The 14,527-nt window shown below is 64.5% G+C and carries 17 protein-coding genes, 1 tRNA gene and 2 pseudogenes; 8 read left to right on the forward strand and 12 right to left on the reverse strand.

Annotation, left to right across the window (positions count from 1 at the left end):
• From MI302_RS09900 to MI302_RS12260, 10 genes and pseudogenes are all read right to left on the reverse strand, one after another.
• Positions 1-978 carry a cytochrome c gene (locus tag MI302_RS09900; RefSeq protein WP_239725652.1) on the reverse strand — a complete coding sequence of 326 codons (978 nt, stop codon included), beginning with the start codon at positions 976-978 and terminating at the stop codon, positions 1-3.
• Between the two features lie 2 nt (positions 979-980).
• A complete protein-coding gene (locus MI302_RS09905) occupies positions 981-1,406 on the reverse strand; it encodes a cytochrome c-type biogenesis protein CcmH (RefSeq protein ID WP_019550814.1) in 426 nt (141 codons plus the stop codon).
• Positions 1,403-1,936 (reverse strand): TlpA disulfide reductase family protein, encoded by a 534-nt coding sequence (locus MI302_RS09910; protein ID WP_239726523.1) that lies wholly within the window; start codon positions 1,934-1,936, stop codon positions 1,403-1,405. Before MI302_RS09910 ends, MI302_RS09905 begins: the two co-directional genes overlap by 4 nt.
• A 20-nt stretch (positions 1,937-1,956) precedes the next feature.
• Positions 1,957-3,888 carry a heme lyase CcmF/NrfE family subunit gene (locus MI302_RS09915; protein ID WP_239725653.1) on the reverse strand — a complete coding sequence of 644 codons (1,932 nt, stop codon included), beginning with the start codon at positions 3,886-3,888 and terminating at the stop codon, positions 1,957-1,959.
• The gene (gene ccmE / locus MI302_RS09920) at positions 3,885-4,313 is read right to left on the reverse strand and encodes a cytochrome c maturation protein CcmE (protein ID WP_015717963.1); all 429 of its coding nucleotides are present in this window, start codon (positions 4,311-4,313) and stop codon (positions 3,885-3,887) included. The genes MI302_RS09915 and ccmE overlap by 4 nt, the downstream gene beginning before the upstream one ends.
• A 91-nt stretch (positions 4,314-4,404) precedes the next feature.
• The gene (ccsA, locus tag MI302_RS09925) at positions 4,405-5,091 is read right to left on the reverse strand and encodes a cytochrome c biogenesis protein CcsA (RefSeq protein ID WP_126206466.1); all 687 of its coding nucleotides are present in this window, start codon (positions 5,089-5,091) and stop codon (positions 4,405-4,407) included.
• Between the two features lie 71 nt (positions 5,092-5,162).
• Positions 5,163-5,885 (reverse strand): heme exporter protein CcmB, encoded by a 723-nt coding sequence (locus MI302_RS09930; protein WP_239725654.1) that lies wholly within the window; start codon positions 5,883-5,885, stop codon positions 5,163-5,165.
• Entirely contained in the window at positions 5,882-6,451 is a 570-nt protein-coding gene (locus tag MI302_RS09935; RefSeq protein ID WP_019550820.1) for an ABC transporter ATP-binding protein, read from the reverse strand. The genes MI302_RS09930 and MI302_RS09935 overlap by 4 nt, the downstream gene beginning before the upstream one ends.
• Before the next feature lie 77 nt (positions 6,452-6,528).
• Positions 6,529-7,197 carry a cytochrome c biogenesis CcdA family protein gene (gene ccdA, locus MI302_RS09940; RefSeq protein WP_239725655.1) on the reverse strand — a complete coding sequence of 223 codons (669 nt, stop codon included), beginning with the start codon at positions 7,195-7,197 and terminating at the stop codon, positions 6,529-6,531.
• 9 nt (positions 7,198-7,206) lie between these two features.
• A pseudogene (locus tag MI302_RS12260) lies at positions 7,207-7,290 on the reverse strand (cytochrome c); the annotation flags it as partial.
• On the opposite strand from MI302_RS12260, the pseudogene MI302_RS09945 reads away from it, so the two are divergent.
• The 8 genes and pseudogenes from MI302_RS09945 to MI302_RS09980 all read left to right on the forward strand — a co-directional run.
• Positions 7,281-7,625, forward strand: a pseudogene (locus MI302_RS09945) (cytochrome c); the annotation flags it as partial. The pseudogenes MI302_RS12260 and MI302_RS09945 sit on opposite strands and share 10 nt — an antisense overlap.
• Positions 7,626-7,679: 54 nt before the next feature.
• The gene (locus MI302_RS09950) at positions 7,680-8,630 is read left to right on the forward strand and encodes an ABC transporter ATP-binding protein (RefSeq protein ID WP_019550822.1); all 951 of its coding nucleotides are present in this window, start codon (positions 7,680-7,682) and stop codon (positions 8,628-8,630) included.
• A complete protein-coding gene (locus tag MI302_RS09955) occupies positions 8,627-9,274 on the forward strand; it encodes a thiamine diphosphokinase (protein ID WP_239725656.1) in 648 nt (215 codons plus the stop codon). Before MI302_RS09950 ends, MI302_RS09955 begins: the two co-directional genes overlap by 4 nt.
• Positions 9,275-9,314: 40 nt before the next feature.
• Positions 9,315-10,367, forward strand: coding sequence for an integrase core domain-containing protein (locus MI302_RS09960; RefSeq protein WP_239725657.1), 1,053 nt, complete (start codon positions 9,315-9,317; stop codon positions 10,365-10,367).
• 55 nt (positions 10,368-10,422) lie between these two features.
• Positions 10,423-10,499 (forward strand) — tRNA-Met (locus tag MI302_RS09965).
• Between the two features lie 51 nt (positions 10,500-10,550).
• Positions 10,551-10,790: a 4a-hydroxytetrahydrobiopterin dehydratase gene (locus tag MI302_RS09970; RefSeq protein ID WP_015716352.1), complete on the forward strand. Its 240-nt coding sequence runs from the start codon at positions 10,551-10,553 to the stop codon at positions 10,788-10,790.
• A gap of 12 nt (positions 10,791-10,802) precedes the next feature.
• Positions 10,803-11,162, forward strand: coding sequence for an acyl-CoA thioesterase (locus tag MI302_RS09975; protein ID WP_239725658.1), 360 nt, complete (start codon positions 10,803-10,805; stop codon positions 11,160-11,162).
• 5 nt (positions 11,163-11,167) lie between these two features.
• Positions 11,168-11,965: a DNA-formamidopyrimidine glycosylase gene (locus tag MI302_RS09980; protein WP_239725660.1), complete on the forward strand. Its 798-nt coding sequence runs from the start codon at positions 11,168-11,170 to the stop codon at positions 11,963-11,965.
• On the opposite strand, the gene MI302_RS09985 is transcribed toward MI302_RS09980, so the two are convergent.
• Both MI302_RS09985 and MI302_RS09990 read right to left on the reverse strand, forming a co-directional pair.
• Entirely contained in the window at positions 11,962-13,443 is a 1,482-nt protein-coding gene (locus tag MI302_RS09985) for an iron ABC transporter permease (protein WP_239725662.1), read from the reverse strand. The genes MI302_RS09980 and MI302_RS09985 overlap by 4 nt on opposite strands.
• A gap of 28 nt (positions 13,444-13,471) precedes the next feature.
• Positions 13,472-14,506 carry a thiamine ABC transporter substrate binding subunit gene (locus MI302_RS09990; RefSeq protein ID WP_126204943.1) on the reverse strand — a complete coding sequence of 345 codons (1,035 nt, stop codon included), beginning with the start codon at positions 14,504-14,506 and terminating at the stop codon, positions 13,472-13,474.
• Positions 14,507-14,527 lie beyond the last annotated feature (21 nt).

Here is a 14,527-nt window from a genome sequence, read left to right on the forward strand (position 1 = left end):
CTAAAGCGTACCCAAAAACTCCAGGAGGACCTTGAGCTCCTCCTCGGAGAGGGGAATGGCGGGCATCGTCCCCCGGCCCCTCAGGACGATCTCCCGCACGGCCTCGGGGGACTTGAGCACGGGGTTGCCCTGGAGCCTAGGCCCCACTCCCCCCTCCCCCGTAAGGCCGTGGCAGGCGGCACAGCGGGCCTGGTAGACCGTTTTCCCGTCCGTTCCCCCCTGGGCCTGGGCGCGGGCCATGGCGATGAGGCCCTCCACCCTTTCCCTGGCCTCCCCGCCTACCTCCAGATACTTTTCCCAGGCGGCGATGGCCTCCTTCGCCTGGCCCCTCTGGAAGTAAATGTTCCCGAGGAAAAGCCAGCCCTCCGCAGCCTTGGGGTCAGCGTGCTGGGCGATCTCCAAAAACATCTGGGCCTCCTCCAGCCGCCCCCCCATGAAGAGGAGGATCCCCACCCGGCGTACCGCCTCCACGTTGGTGGGCTCCTTCTTGAGGACCTCCAGGTAGGCCTCCGCCGCCTGGTCGAAGGCCTGAAGCTCATAGGCCCGCCTTCCCCAGGCCAGGAGGTCCGCCACCTCCCCGGTGCGCTTGGCCTTGTCCTGAAGCGCCTTAAGCTCCCGGGCCTCGGCCCGGGCGGTCACCGTGGTCTCCCCGGGAAGCCTGGGCAGGGTGTAGCGCCAAAGCCCCACGCCCAGGAGGACCACCACCCCTAAGGCCAGGGCCACGGGCCAGGGATTGAAGGGACGAGGCTCGGGGGGGCGCCAGCCTTCCAAGGCCCTTTCCAGCTCCACCACCCGGGCCAGAGCCAGCTTTTTCTCTTCTCCTTCCAGGTTCTGCACCTCTTCCTTGAGGACCTCGAGCTCCCTCAAAAGCTCTTCCCGCCTGGGGGGCTCGGGAAAAGGCTCCTTGGGGCCCCAAACCGGCCTCAAGGCCAGAAGCAACACCGCCAGGAAAAGAACCAGGAAAATAACGGTGGCCATCGTTAAGGCTCCTTTAGGCGACGCTCCGCCTCCTCCAAAAGCTCAGGAGGCAAGGGCTTCTTGGGGCGGAAGTAGGCGAATAGCCCCAGGCCCAAGAGGGCTAAGCCCAGAACCGGCAGCAGCCAGACCCACAGGGTTATCCCCTGCTTGGGGGGCTCGTAGAGAATCCACTCCCCGTAGCGCTCCACGAAGAAGGCCTTGATCTCGTCCCTGGTTTTACCCTGCTGCAACATCTCGGCGATGATCCGCCGCATCTCCGTGGCCACCCCGGAGTTGCTCTCCGCTGCCGACTCCCCCTGGCACACGGGGCAGCGGAGCTCCCGGGCGATGGCGAAGACCTCGGGGGAGAGATCGGGGGGTGGGGAGGCTGGCTTTTCCTGAGCCCAAACCCCTAGGACCAGGAAGAACAAAAGCGCCCAAACCCTCACGGCAACACCTCCTTCAGGTACCTCTCCAGGGTGGCCTGGTCAATGGTCCCGGCGTGGCGGACCACCACCCGGCCCTCCCGGTCTATGACGAAGGTTTCCGGCACCCCGTACATGCCGTAGTCCACCCCTACCCGCCCCCGGGGGTCAAAGACCTGGGGAAAGGTCAGGCCGAACTGGGCGATGAAGCGCAGGGCATCCGCCTCCTTGTCCTGGGTGTTGATTCCCAGGAAGAGAACCCGATCCCGATAACGCCGCCAGGTGGCCTCCAATACCGGGGCCTCCTCGTAGCAGGGGAGGCACCAGCTAGCCCAAAAGTTGAGGACGACGGGCTTCTTCCCCAGGTGGTCGGAAAGCCTAAGGGTCTCCCCCCAGTCTTCCCGGTAAGGGGGCAAGACCGGCAAGGTGAAGTCGGGGGCCGGGCGGCGCTCCTTGGCCAGCACCGAGGGAAGCTCCTTGGGGTTTCGCTGCATCCCCCAGTAGAAAAGCCCCCCCAGGGCCAAGACCACAAGGAGCCATAGCCAGCTCCTCAAGGTGTTCCCTGCGGGAAACCTCACGCTGGGCTCACCCCCTTAACCTCCTCCCGCCCCGCCGCCGGCCAAAGGATGTACAGGGTTCCCAGGGCCAGAAGCCCCCCCGCCACCCACATCCAGAAGACCAGGGGGGTAACGATGAGGCGGAGGGAGGCCCACTCCCCCTTCTCCCGGTCAAAGTCCATGAGGAGGAAGTAGTAGTCGTTGCCCGGGGTGTAGACCACCTTGGGGGCCGGTAAGGGGGAGTTCATCTGCGGGTAAAAGTGAAGCCTTGGCCGCACCTCCCCGAAGCGGTCCGTGCGCAAGGAAGCCTCCACGGCAAACCGCCTCCCCTCGTCCAAGGCCCGCACCCCCAGGAACTCCATGCGCACTCCGCCCACCTCCCAGGCCTGCCCCCGGTACAGGGTCTTCTCACTTTCCAGGCGGTAGGTCTGGCTGAAGGCGATGCCGAGGCCCATGAGGGCCACGGCGAAGTGGACCAACAGGCTTCCCACCCGCCTGCGGTTTTCCAAAAACCCCCAGGGGGAAAGCCCCGCCCTAAGGCGGGCCAGCACCCCCTCCCGCACCAGGAGGAAAATGGCCGCGGTGTTGTAAAGGAAGAGCCCCACCGCCAGGGAAGCCCCGAAGGTGTAGCCCCGAAGAAGCCCAAGCAGGGTACCCAGGAGAAGGACAGCCAGGAGCATGTAGAGGTTTCGGAAAACCTCCGCCCTAGGCCTCCGCCAGGGTAAAATGGGCCCTACCCCCATGAGGAGGAGGATACCCACCCCAATGGGAGCGGAAACCTGGTTGAAGAAAGGGGCCCCCACGCTCACCTTAGCCCCGGTGAAGGCCTCCACCAAAAGGGGATAGAAGGTGCCGAGCACCACCACCAAGGCCCATCCGGCGAAGAAAAAGGCCCCGAGGAGAAGAGCCCCTTCCCGGGAAAGGAGCCGGAAAACCACGGTGTCCCGCACCTCCCGGCTGACCCGGGAAAGAAGGCCAAGCCCCAAGCCAGTAACCAGGAGGAAGAAGCCCAGGAAGGCAGGCCCCACCGGCCCCTCGGCAAAGGCGTGCACCGACTGGATCACCCCGCTCCGGGTGAGGAAGGTGCCCAGCACCGTGGCGGCGAAGGCCAGGGTGACAAAGGCGAAGTTCCAAGCCTTGAAAGCCCCCCGGGTTTCCTGGACGATGGCGGTGTGCAAAAAGGCGGTGGACAACAGCCAGGGGATGAAGCTGGCGTTTTCCACCGGGTCCCAGGCCCAGTATCCACCCCAGCCCAGGACCTCGTAGCTCCACCACATCCCCGCCACCTTACCCGCGGTGAGGAAACCCCAGGCGATCAGGGTCCACCACCGGGTCTCCCCCACCCAGGTCTGGTAGCGGCGCACCACCATGGCCGCCACCGCATAGGCGAAGGGCACGCTCAGGCCCACGAAGCCCAGGTACATGAGGACCGGGTGGACGGCCATCATCCAGTGGTTCTGCAAGAGGGGGTTAGGCCCATTGCCATCCGCTGGCGGGTTGGGCAGGGTTTCAAAGGGGCTTGCGATGGTGGCCATCACCCCGAAGAAGAAGACCTGGATGCCAAAAAGCACCGCCAACACTAAAGACGCCCGCCACGGGTCCACCGACTTGCGGCTAGCCAAAAGCGTGTAAAGGGTCTGGAGGAGGCCCCAAAGCAGGATGCTTCCCTCCAAGGCTGCCCAAGGCGTCACCAGGGTCACCCATAAAGGGTCCTGGGCCGAGTGGTTGCGGGCCACGTAGGCCAGGCTGAAGTCGTGGGTGAGAAGGGCCCATTCCAGGGCCAAGAAGGCCGTCAAGGCCGCCAGGAAGGCGGGAAGGACCAAGGCCTTGGCCCCTTTCAGGAAGCGCCCGTCCCCCTGGTGGTAGGCGAGGAGAGAAAGAGCCAGGCCCAGAAGGCTAAAGGCCAGGGCCAGGCTGACACCCAGGTTGCCCAGCAGAGCAGGGGTCATTTGGCCTCCTCAATAAGCTTGCGCACTTCCTCCGGGGTCCAGCCCGCCTTGGGAGCCTGGTAGGTCTCGGAGTGTTTCACCAGGAGGTTGGTGCCGTGGAAGACCCCTTCCCGGAAGCGGCCCTCCACCACCACCCCCTGCCCCTCCTTGAACATGCCCGGGGGCGTGCCCTTGTGCACCACGGGCACCTCCGCCACCCCATCGGTGAGGATGAAGCGGAGCTCCAGCTGATCCTTGTCGTAGTGCACCGTACCCTGCTTGACCAAGCCCCCCAGGCGCACGGGACGGTTCTGGTAGCGCCCCTGGTCCTGCAGGTACTCGGAGGGGGTGAGGAAGTAGACCAGGTTCTGCCCCAGGCCGCCGAAGATGAGGTAGGCCAAGGCCCCCAGGATGACCCCGAGTCCGATCAGGTACTTGGCCCTCATTTCGCCCTCCGGTAGCGCCAGAAAAGGTAGGCCAGGTAGCCGAAGACCGTGAGGTAGGTGAGGGCATAGACCCAGGTGACGAAGACCTCGCTCATGCCTCCTCCTTCCTGGCCTCCAAAGCGGCCAACAGGGAGCGGAAGCGCACGAAGCCCAGGTAGAGGAGGGTGAAGACGAGGAGGTTGAAGAGGAGGGCCTGGAGCATGGCAGGGTCCATGTGGATCTTCCCCGTGGTGAGGTCGATGGACTGGGTCTGGTGCAGGCTCCGCCACCACTTCACCGACATGTAGCTGATGGGCACGTTGATGAAGCCCAGGATGCCCACCGCCGCCGCCGCCTTCCGCCTGAGCTCGGGGTCCTCTATGGCCCCCCTAAGGAGGAAGTACCCCACGTAAACGGCAAAGAGGATGGCGGTGGTGGTGAGCCTGGGCTCCCAGGTCCAGTAGACCCCCCAGGTGGGCCGGGCCCAGAGCATCCCCGTCACCAGAGCCAGCCCCATGAAGACCAGGCCGATCTCGGCGCTTGAGCTGGCCACCCGGTCGTGGCGGGGGTCCTGGCGGAAGAGGTAGAGGAGGGAGTAGAGGAAGGTGACGAAGAAGGCCAGATAGCCAAGCCAGGCCCCGGGCACGTGCAGGTACATGATGCGGGCCAGATACCCCTGGTTCACGTCGGGGGGAGCGGAAAGGGCCAGGTAGAGCCCCACGGGGAGGAGCAGAAGCCCCAGCCCCAGGAAAACCCAGGTGAGGGCGTCCGGGCGGTCGGGTTGCGCAACCTTCAGCATGCTTGTACCTCCATGACCCCTAGCATAGCCAAGGGAAGGGTTAAAAATCTGTGGCCTCCATACCGCCAAACCTAACCTTCCATAACCACCGGGAAAAGGAGGGCGCTGGCGGTGAGGTAGACCACATCAAAGACCAAAAGAAGCTGCCACCAATCGGAGATCTCCGCCACGGGAAGGCCCTCCGCCAGGCCCGTGGTGGCCCGCACCGAGGCCAGGACCACGGGGACCACCAAGGAGAAGAGGAGCAGGGGCAAAAGCACCTCCCGTCCCCGGAGCCGGGCCAGGAGGCCGGCGTAAAAGGTGGCCACGCTGGCGTAGCCCAAGACCCCCAGGACCAGGGTCAAGAAGAGGGGGAAAAGGCGCTCCAGGGGCAGGTAGAAGAGGCCCGCCGCCATCAAAAGGGCAAGGGCAGCCAGGGGTAGGAGAAGGAGCATCTGGAAAAGAAGCTTGCCGAAGTAGATCCACTCCTTGCCCCCGGGAGCCAGGAGGAGGTCGTCCAAGGTGCCCTCCTCCACCTCGAGGGCAAAGGCCCGGGTGGAAAGCAGGGTGCTCCCGAAGGCCAAGGCCACCCAAAGCACCCCGGGGGCAGCCCGGCGCAAGGGCTCCTCCTCAGGCCCCAAGGCCAAGGCCATGATGAAGAGCATCACCGCAAAAAAGGCCAGGATGGAAAGAAGCCCCGAGCGGTCGCGCACCTCGAGGCGAAGATCCCTTAGAGCCAACAACACCACCCGGCGCACCACCCCTACCCTACCCTGCCCGGCAGCCTCGGGCCACCCCTCCACGGGAAGCTTCATGCCACCCCCAGCTCCAGGGTGCGGTCCGCCACCCGCTCGGCCAGGGTCCGGTCGTGGGTGGCCAGCACCACCCCCGCCTTCTTCCGGGCCTCGGCCAAGGTGGAAAGAAGAAGCTCCCTTCCCCCTTTGTCCAAGGCGGTTTCGGGCTCGTCCAACAGCCAGATGTCGGGGAAGAGAAGGGTAAGCCGGGCCAAGGCGAGCCTCTTCTTCATGCCGCTGGAGAAGGCGTAAAGGGGAAGGTCCCCGGGCAGTCCAAAGCGATCCAGAGCTTCTTCAGGTTCTTTACCCTGGTGGTGGAAGGCCAGGTCGTAAAGGAGGTGCTCCCGGGCGGTAAGGTGGCGGTGGAAGGCCGGGGGGTTGGGCAGGAAAAGGGCCCTGCCCGCCCGTTCCACCTGCCCCCGGGTGGGCTTGAGAAGCCCGGCCATGAGGCGCAAGAGGGTGGTCTTCCCCGAGCCGTTGGGCCCCAAGAGGGCCACCACTTCCCCCCGCTCCAGGGTAAAGGAAAGGTCCCGGACCACCCAGTCCCGGCCGAAGCGCTTGGAGATCCCCTGCAAGCGAAGCAGCATGCCTATACCAGTTTAGGGGTATCCTCGAGGGCCATTTGTCCCTCTTAGAGGAAAAGACCCCCGAGGTTCCCTCACCCCTACAGGTTCTTCTGCAGCCACTCCGGCGTAATCCGGAGGAAAAAGGAGTTCAAGGCGGTGTAGGTCCCCGTGACAAGCAAAACCCCCACCACCAGGAGCACCACCCCCGCCAGCAACTCCACGTAGTGGGAAAGCCGCCCGGCCCTCCTCGGCCACCCCTTAAGCCGGTCGGCGAAAAGGGCCACCAACAAAAAGGGCACCGCCAGGCCCAGGATATAAGCCAAAAGAAGCTCCACTCCGCCCCCCACCGCCGTCAGGGTGAGAATGGCCCCCAGGATGGGCCCGATGCAAGGAGTCCAACCCAGGCCCAGGGTAGCCCCGAGGAGGAGGGCCCCTAAGGGGCGTGCTGTCTCCCCCTCGTACCGGAGGTTTACCCCCCACCGGGGCCTCAGGCCCAGCATGTAAAGGCCAAAGAGGATTAGAACCACACCTCCTACCCGGGCCAAGGTCTGGCGGTGTTCAAAGAGAAGTCCCCCCAGAAGGGTAAAGGGTAAGCCCAAGAGGAAGAATATCACCCCGAAACCCAGCACGAAGAAGAGGGCGTTAAAAAGGGGGCGCCCCCTTTCCCCCCCTAGGTAGAACAGGTAAGTGGGCACCAGGGAAAGAACGCAAGGGGAGAGGAAGGAGAGCACCCCCGCCAAAAAGGCTGCTGCCAAGGAAACGCTCATGCCTCCATCCTAGGGCAAGGTGAGCCAGGGAAAACGGCGCTTGGTCTCAGGGTCCAGATCCAAAAGCTCCCGAGCGGGCATCCTCAGGGCAGGGGCTCCCCGAGGCCTTCCCGCCCCTGGCCGGACATGTGTCCGATATCCTGTCCAAACAGGGCGGGCGGGAGTACCTGATCAAGGTGCTCCTCTGGGGCCTCCAGGGACCGATTGAAGTAAAGGGCATGAAGTACAATGGGGCGATGCCTGCCTATAACGGCCTCAAGGACGAGGAGATCGCCGCCCTTCTCAACCACATCGCCACCGCCTGGGGCGACGACAAGAAGGTCAAGGGCTTCAAGCCCTTCACCGCCGCCGAGGTCAAGGCCCTGCGGGAAAAGAAGCTCACTCCCCAGCAGGTGCTGGAGGAACGGAAAAAGCTGGGTCTGAAGTAAGGCGGGCCCGCAAGGAACCCGGGGCGTGCCCCGGGTTCCTTGTTTAATGGAGGGGTGCTGGAGCTTGCCCTGGAAAAGCGCTTTCCCGGTTTCCGACTGGCCCTAGATCTTGCTGTCCAGGAAGGAGAGGTCCTGGCCCTCCTGGGACCCTCGGGTAGCGGAAAGAGCACCCTGCTGAAGCTCATCGCCGGCCTCCTTTCCCCCGACCGGGGTTTCGTGCGCTTCCGCGGGCAGGACCTCACCCCCCTGCCCCCGGAAAGGCGGGGGGTAGGATTTCTTTTCCAGGACTATGCCCTCTTCCCTCACCTCACCGTGGCGGAAAACATCGCCTTTGGCCTGGTGGAGGCCCGTTGGCCTGGGAAGGAGCGAGAGGCACGGGTGAAGGAGCTCCTTGAGCGCATGGAGCTCACCCCCCATGCCCAAAAGCGCCCCCAGGAGCTTTCCGGGGGAGAACAGCAACGGGTTGCCCTGGCCCGGGCCCTGGCACCAAGGCCAAGGCTTCTCCTCCTGGACGAGCCCCTGGGAGCCCTGGACTTGAGGCTACGGGAGGAGCTCCTCTTCTTTTTGCGCAGGACCCTCCGGGCGGAAGGGGTGACCACCCTGGTGGTCACCCACGACCAGGGGGAGGCCTTCCTCCTGGCCCACCGGGTGGCCCTCCTGCGTCAGGGAAGGCTCGTGCAGGTGGGGCTTCCGGAAGAGGTGTACGCAAGGCCCAAGGACCTCTGGACTGCCCGTTTCCTCGGGCACAAGAACCTCCTCTCCCCGGAGGAAAGCCAGGCCCTGGGCTTGCCTGCTAAACCCCACCTTCTTCTGCCCAAAGCCCTCCGCCTGGGAGGGGAGCACCCAGGGGTGGTGGAGGAACGGCTTTTCTTCGGGAACAGGGTGGGGCTTTGGGTGCGGCTTGGGAAGGTGCGGCTTTACCTCGAGGCCCTGGAAGGCCCCCCGGAGGGAGCCCAGGTCCACCTTCACCTGGATCTTTCCCAGGCGGTACCCTTGGAGGGATGAGGCGTTTTGCCCTGCTTCTGGGTGGCCCCCTTCTGGTTACGGAAGGGTTAAGGCAACGCCTAAAGGCCTACCGCCTCCTGGCAGCGGACTCGGGAGCGCGGCACGCCCTGGCCCTGAGGCTTCCCTTGGAACTATGGCTTGGCGACTTCGACTCAAGTCCCCCTTGGCTCCAGCAAATCCTTCCCGCCCCCAAGGAGGTGCTTACCCGGGATAAGGACCTTACGGACGGCGAAGCCCTGGTGCGAAAAGCCCTGGAACTGGGGGCCGAGGAAGTCCTCCTCCTAGGGGGCATTGGGGGCCGCCTGGACCACACCCTGGCCCACCTGGAGCTGGCCTTTCTGCTGGCGGAAAAGGGGGTAAGGGTAGAACTCACCGACGGGCTTACCTGGGCCTTCCCCCTCCTGGCAGGGCTTCACACCTTCCCCCTGGAGAAGGGTACCCCCTTCAGCCTTCTTCCCTTCCCCGAAGCCACCTTGGGGGTGGAGGGTGCCCGCTGGGAGCTCCCTTCCACCCCCTTAAAGGCCACCACCCTCACCCTGGAAAATCAGGCCCTGGGACCCGTCCGGATCCGGGTGGAAAGGGGAAGGGCGGCGCTTTTCCTGCTGCCTGAACCCGGACAGACACATGTGAGACTGGACGAGTAAAAATGTGGGGACCACTCCAGAAGAGAGGGGGTCCCCACGGATGCAGCTTACCACGGTTGGCAAAGAGGTTTTGCGGGGAGCGCGGAAGGCCCGGGAACTCCAAGAGGCCGGGGCCGGCGATCCCACGGTTCAGGACCGCTTACGGAAGCTCAAACAGGTGGAGGCGCTCAGGAAATACCGGGTGGGCTGGCCCGAGATCCAGGAGCTTTTGGGGATCAGCCGGGCCACCTATTACCGCTGGCGGAAACGCCTCAAGGAAGAGGGCCTTGCCGGTGTTAAGCCTCGGTCAAGACGTCCTCAGCGCTTGCGGCGGGGGATTTACTGGTCTTCCGATCTGCTGATCCGGGTGGAAGCCCTAAGGAAGGAGAACCCCACCTGGGGCCGCTGGCCGATTTGGCTGACCCTAAGGAAGGAGGGCTTTGCGGTGAGCGAGCGCACCGTGGGGCGGATCCTGGCCTACCTTGAAGGGAGCGGACGCGTGGAGAGCGTGGCCGCCTTTCTGGCCCAGGCCCGGCGGGGGAAGGGGGGGCGAAGACCCAGGAGGCCCTATGCGCAAAGGAAGCCCAAGGGATACGAGGTGGGTCACCCTGGCGACCTTATCCAGGTGGATACCCTCACCGTGACCCTGGGCCCTGGGGAGACGATCCAGCACTTCTCGGCCGTCGACCTCTTCACCCGTTTCTCCCTTGCGGAAGTCCACACCCGAGCCACGGCCAACCTGGCGGCCAGCTTTCTTGCCCGCCTGATGGTGCGAGCGCCTTTTCCTATCCGTGCGGTGCAGGTGGATGGGGGCAGCGAGTTTATGTCCGATTTTGAGGAGGTCTGTGAACGTTTGGGCGTTAAGCTCTTCGTTCTTCCTCCGAGGAGCCCCAAGCTCAATGGTCACGTGGAGCGGATGCAGCGGACCTTTAGGGATGAGTTCTACACACGACCGTTGCCTTCACAGATCCCCGAGCTCCAAAGGGAGCTTGACGCCTACCTGGACCACTACAACCGCCGGCGACCCCACCGGGCCTTGGGGGGCCTGGCCCCTTTAGAGTACCTGGCTAGAATACGGGGGGAGGCGGTCCCCACAGAGTCTCAAATGTGTTGACCGACTACAGGTGCTTGACATATCCCCTTCTTCCCGCTATAGTTAAGGATGGCGACGCGGGGTGGAGCAGCCTGGTAGCTCGTCGGGCTCATAACCCGAAGGTCGCGGGTTCAAATCCCGCCCCCGCAACCAAACCAAACCCCGGGCACACGGGTGCCCGGGGTTTTCCCTTACCCTTAAGGCATGGACTGGGAAACCCGGCAAAACCCCGAGCGCCTGGTCAAAACCTTCCGCTTTGCCAACTTCCAGGAGGCGATGGTCTTCGCCAACAGGGTGGCCGAGTTGGCCGAGGCCAAGGGCCACCACCCCCGCCTCACCGTGGAGTGGGGACGGGTCACGGTGGAGTGGTGGACCCATAGCGCCGGTGGCATCACCGAGAAAGACCGGGAGATGGCCCGCCTCACTGACCTTCTCCTGGGGTAGCCTGGGAAAGGTATGGAGGCACGCACCTTAGAGCTCGTCTTCCCCGAGCACACCAATCCCCTGGGGGCTGCCTTTGGCGGCTTCGTGCTGGGCCTTATGGACAAGGTGGGTTCCTACGCCGCCGCCCGCAGGGCAAGAAAGCCCGTGGTAACCGTGGCGGTGAGCAGCGTGGAGTTCAAGGTACCCATCCGTACCGGGGACCTCCTGGAGGTGGTGGCCAAGGTGGTACGGGTGGGGCGCACCTCCTTGACGGTGGAGGTGGAGGTCTATAAGGAGCGCTTCGGCCAGGAAGATGGCCGCGTGCTGGCCACCAAGGGGGAACTCACCTACGTGGCGGTGAACGAGAAGGGCCAGCCCGTGCCCGTGGACTAGACCCCATGCCCGAGCTACCGGAGGTGGAAACCACGAGGAGGAAGCTTCTTCCCCTCTTTGTGGGCAAGAGGCTTCTCCAACTGGAACACCGGGATCCCAGGCGCTACCGCCACACGGAACGGGCGGAAGGCCAAAGGGTAGAGGGAATCCGGTGCCGGGGGAAGTTCCTCCTCTTCGCCCTCACGGAAGGGTGGGAGATGGTGGTCCACCTGGGGATGACGGGGGGCTTTCGCCTGGAAAGGAGCCCCCACACCCGGGTGGCCTTCCATCTGGAGGACCAGGAGGTCTTCTTCCACGACCCCAGGCGCTTCGGGCGCATCTGGGTGGTGAGGAAGGGGGATTACCAGAAGATCCCCCTTCTCCTTCAACTGGGCCCGGAGCCTCTTTCGGAAGATTTCCGGTTCCACGAGTTCTGGCTGGGGCTAAAGGGAAGCCAGAAGCCCCTCAAGGCCCTCCTTCTGGAACAGCGTCTGGCCGCCGGGGTGGGGAACATCTATGCGGACGAAGCCCTTTTTAGAGCCCGCCTCTCCCCTTTCCGCCGGGGACGGGAGCTTACGGAAGCAGAAGCGCAAAGGCTTTTCGCAGCCCTTAAAAAGGTGCTCGCCGAGGCCCTCCTCTTGGGAGGAAGCACCCTTTCCGACCGCACCTACCAGCAGCCCGATGGCCTACCGGGAAGCTTCCAGATGCGCCACGCCGTCTACGGCCGTACAGGGCTTCCCTGCCCGGTTTGCGGCACACCCATCGCCAAAAGAGTGGTGGCGGGAAGAGGCACCCACTTCTGCCCCCGGTGCCAGGGATTCTAGCCCAGCCGCCCTCTTCCCCGGTCCAGGAGATAGAAGGCAAGCCCCGAGAGAAGGGCCAGAAGGGCGGCTATGGCCAAGGCCTCCCGGAAGGGAGCCTCCCCGGGTCGGCCCAGGCGCTCATAGATGGCCAGGGTCAGGGTGGTCCACTCGGGCCGCCAAAGCACCAGGGTGGCTCCAAACTCCCCCAAAATGGCCGCCAAGGCCAGGGCCAGCCCGGATTGCAAAGCGGGAAAGACCAGGGGGATCTCCACCCGCAAAAACGCCCGAAGGGGCGTGGCCCCCAGGACCCGGGCCGCCTCGAGGAGGCTTGGGGAAAGGCTTCTTAAAGCAGGCAGGAGGGCCCGGGCAAGGAGGGGGTAGGCCAGGAGGGCATAGGCGACAAGCAAAAGGAGCAAGGAGCCCCGGAGGTTCGGGTAAGCCAAAAGGTAGCCGAGGCCCACGGCCACCGGGCTCAGCATAAGGGGGAAAAGCCCCAAGAGGTCCATGAGGGGGCTCCGGCGGGCTGCTGCGGCATAAGCCACTCCCAAAGGAAGCGCCAGGGCCAGGGCCAAGAGGGTGAAGCGGAGGCTATTCCCCAACGCCACGGAAAGGGGAGTGAAGTCCTCCGAGGCCCAGGCGGCGGCCAAGGCCCCTAGGTCCAGGCGCAGAAAAAGCCCCCACAAGGGGGCAAAAAGGAGGAGAAAAAGGACGCCTAGGCCCAGGGTATAGGCCCAAGGAGGAGGGGGAAGAAGCCCTCCGGGGGACAGGGGGTAAGGCCGGAGGCGCAGGTAGAGGGCCACGGCGAGGCCCAGGGTGAGGATCTCCAAAAGCATGAGGGCGCTGGCCTCGGGGAAGGCCAGGCGGTAGGCCAAAAGGGTGTAGACCTCCACCTCGAGGGTGGCGTACCGGGGCCCCCCCAGGAGGAGAGGAACCCCGAAGGCGGAAAAGGCGTAGATGAACACCAAAAGCCCCGCAGAACCCAAGGCGGGGAGGAGGAGGGGAAGCCCTACCCTTAGAAAAGCCCTGGGGCTCGAGGCCCCCAGGACCCGGGCCGCCTGCAAGGGGCCCTCCAGGTTCAAGGCCACCGGCAGGAGGACCCTGAGGGCAAGGCCCAGGTTGTAGAACACAGCCGCCAGGAAGAGGAGGGTTTTGGTGCCGTAAAGGTCCACCCCCAAAAGTCCCCTGGGGCCCAGGAGAGCTAAAAACCCCAGGGCCACCACCGGGGTAGGGAGGACGAAGGGCAAGGTGGAAAGAGCCAGGAAAACCCCCCTAAGGGGGAAGCGGCGGCGAAAGAGGAAGGCCAGGGGCAAGGCCAGAGCCAGGGTGAAGAAGGCGGAAAGAAGCCCGTATTCCAGGCTCCAAAGGTAGCGCTCCCAGTAGTAGGGGTTCGCCAAGGCCCTGGCCAAACCCTCCCCTAACCCCAGGGCCAGGATGCGCCCCAAAGGGTAGAAAAGGGCCAGGCCCAAAAATAAGAGGACGAAAAGGACCCCGTAGGCCATGGCCCCTTAAACCTAACCCCAGAAGGCGTTAGCGCCGGGAACGGCGCACCGCCTCGGGGCTTTGCCCCTGGAGGACCACCTTGGTCCACTCCTCAATCCAGCGCTCCCGGTTCTGGGCCATAACCTTGGGATCCAAGCGCACGCTGCCCACCGGCTCTGGGGCGAAGCGGAAGACCTCGGGGAGCCTGGCATCCCGGCGGGCCGGGTACATCCACATCTCCGTGGGAAGGTTCTCCTGGACCGGCTTGGAAAGGAGCCAGTCCACCACCTTCCTGGCCCCCTCCAGGTTCTTGGTCCCCTTCAGGATCCCCACGAACTCCACCTGGAAGAAGGCGAGCTCGGGGAAGAGGTTCCCCGTGGGCGGCTCTTGGTACTTCCCCTCGGAATAGTAGACCTCGGCGGCGGGGCTGGTGGTGTAGGAGACCACCAGGGGCCTATCCCCCTTGTAAAGGGTGAAGTGGGTGTAGTAGGCCTCGCTCCAGCCCTTGGCCACCCGCACCCCTCCATCCCTGAGCTTGGCCCAGAAGTCCAGGTAGCCATCCTCGCCGAAGCGGGCCACCGTGGCCATGAGAAAGGCCAGGCCCGGGGAGCTGGTGGCGGGGTTTTGCACCACCAGAAGCCTGCCATACTCGGGCCGGGCAAGGTCGGCGGGGGACTTGGGCAAGGGACGGTCCTTGAAGTAAGCCCGGTCGTAGTTGAGGCTTACCCAACCATAGTCCACGGGAAGGGCGCGGAAGGTAGGGTCCAGAAGCAAGGTGGCCTTCAGGTTTTGGATCTCGGGGCTACGGTAGGGCAAGAGGATATCCGCCTCGAGGGCCCGGGAGAGGAAGGTGTTGTCAAAGCCGTAAATCACGTCGGCGATGGGGGCTCCCTTGGTGAGGATGGCCCGGTTTAGGGTCTCCCCGGCATCCCCCCCTTTAAGGAAGCGAAGCTTCAGGCCGGTTTCCCGCTCAAACCGGGCGATGAGCCCCTTATCCAGGGAAAAGCTGCTGTGGGTGAGGACGGTGATCTCCTGGGCGAAGCCGAAGGCCAGAAGGACCAGCAGGGCAAAGATCCTCAACATAAAACCCCTCCTTGTCACCGG

The sequence above is a fragment of the Thermus sp. NEB1569 genome, from assembly GCF_022385295.1.
Taxonomy (GTDB): domain Bacteria; phylum Deinococcota; class Deinococci; order Deinococcales; family Thermaceae; genus Thermus; species Thermus scotoductus.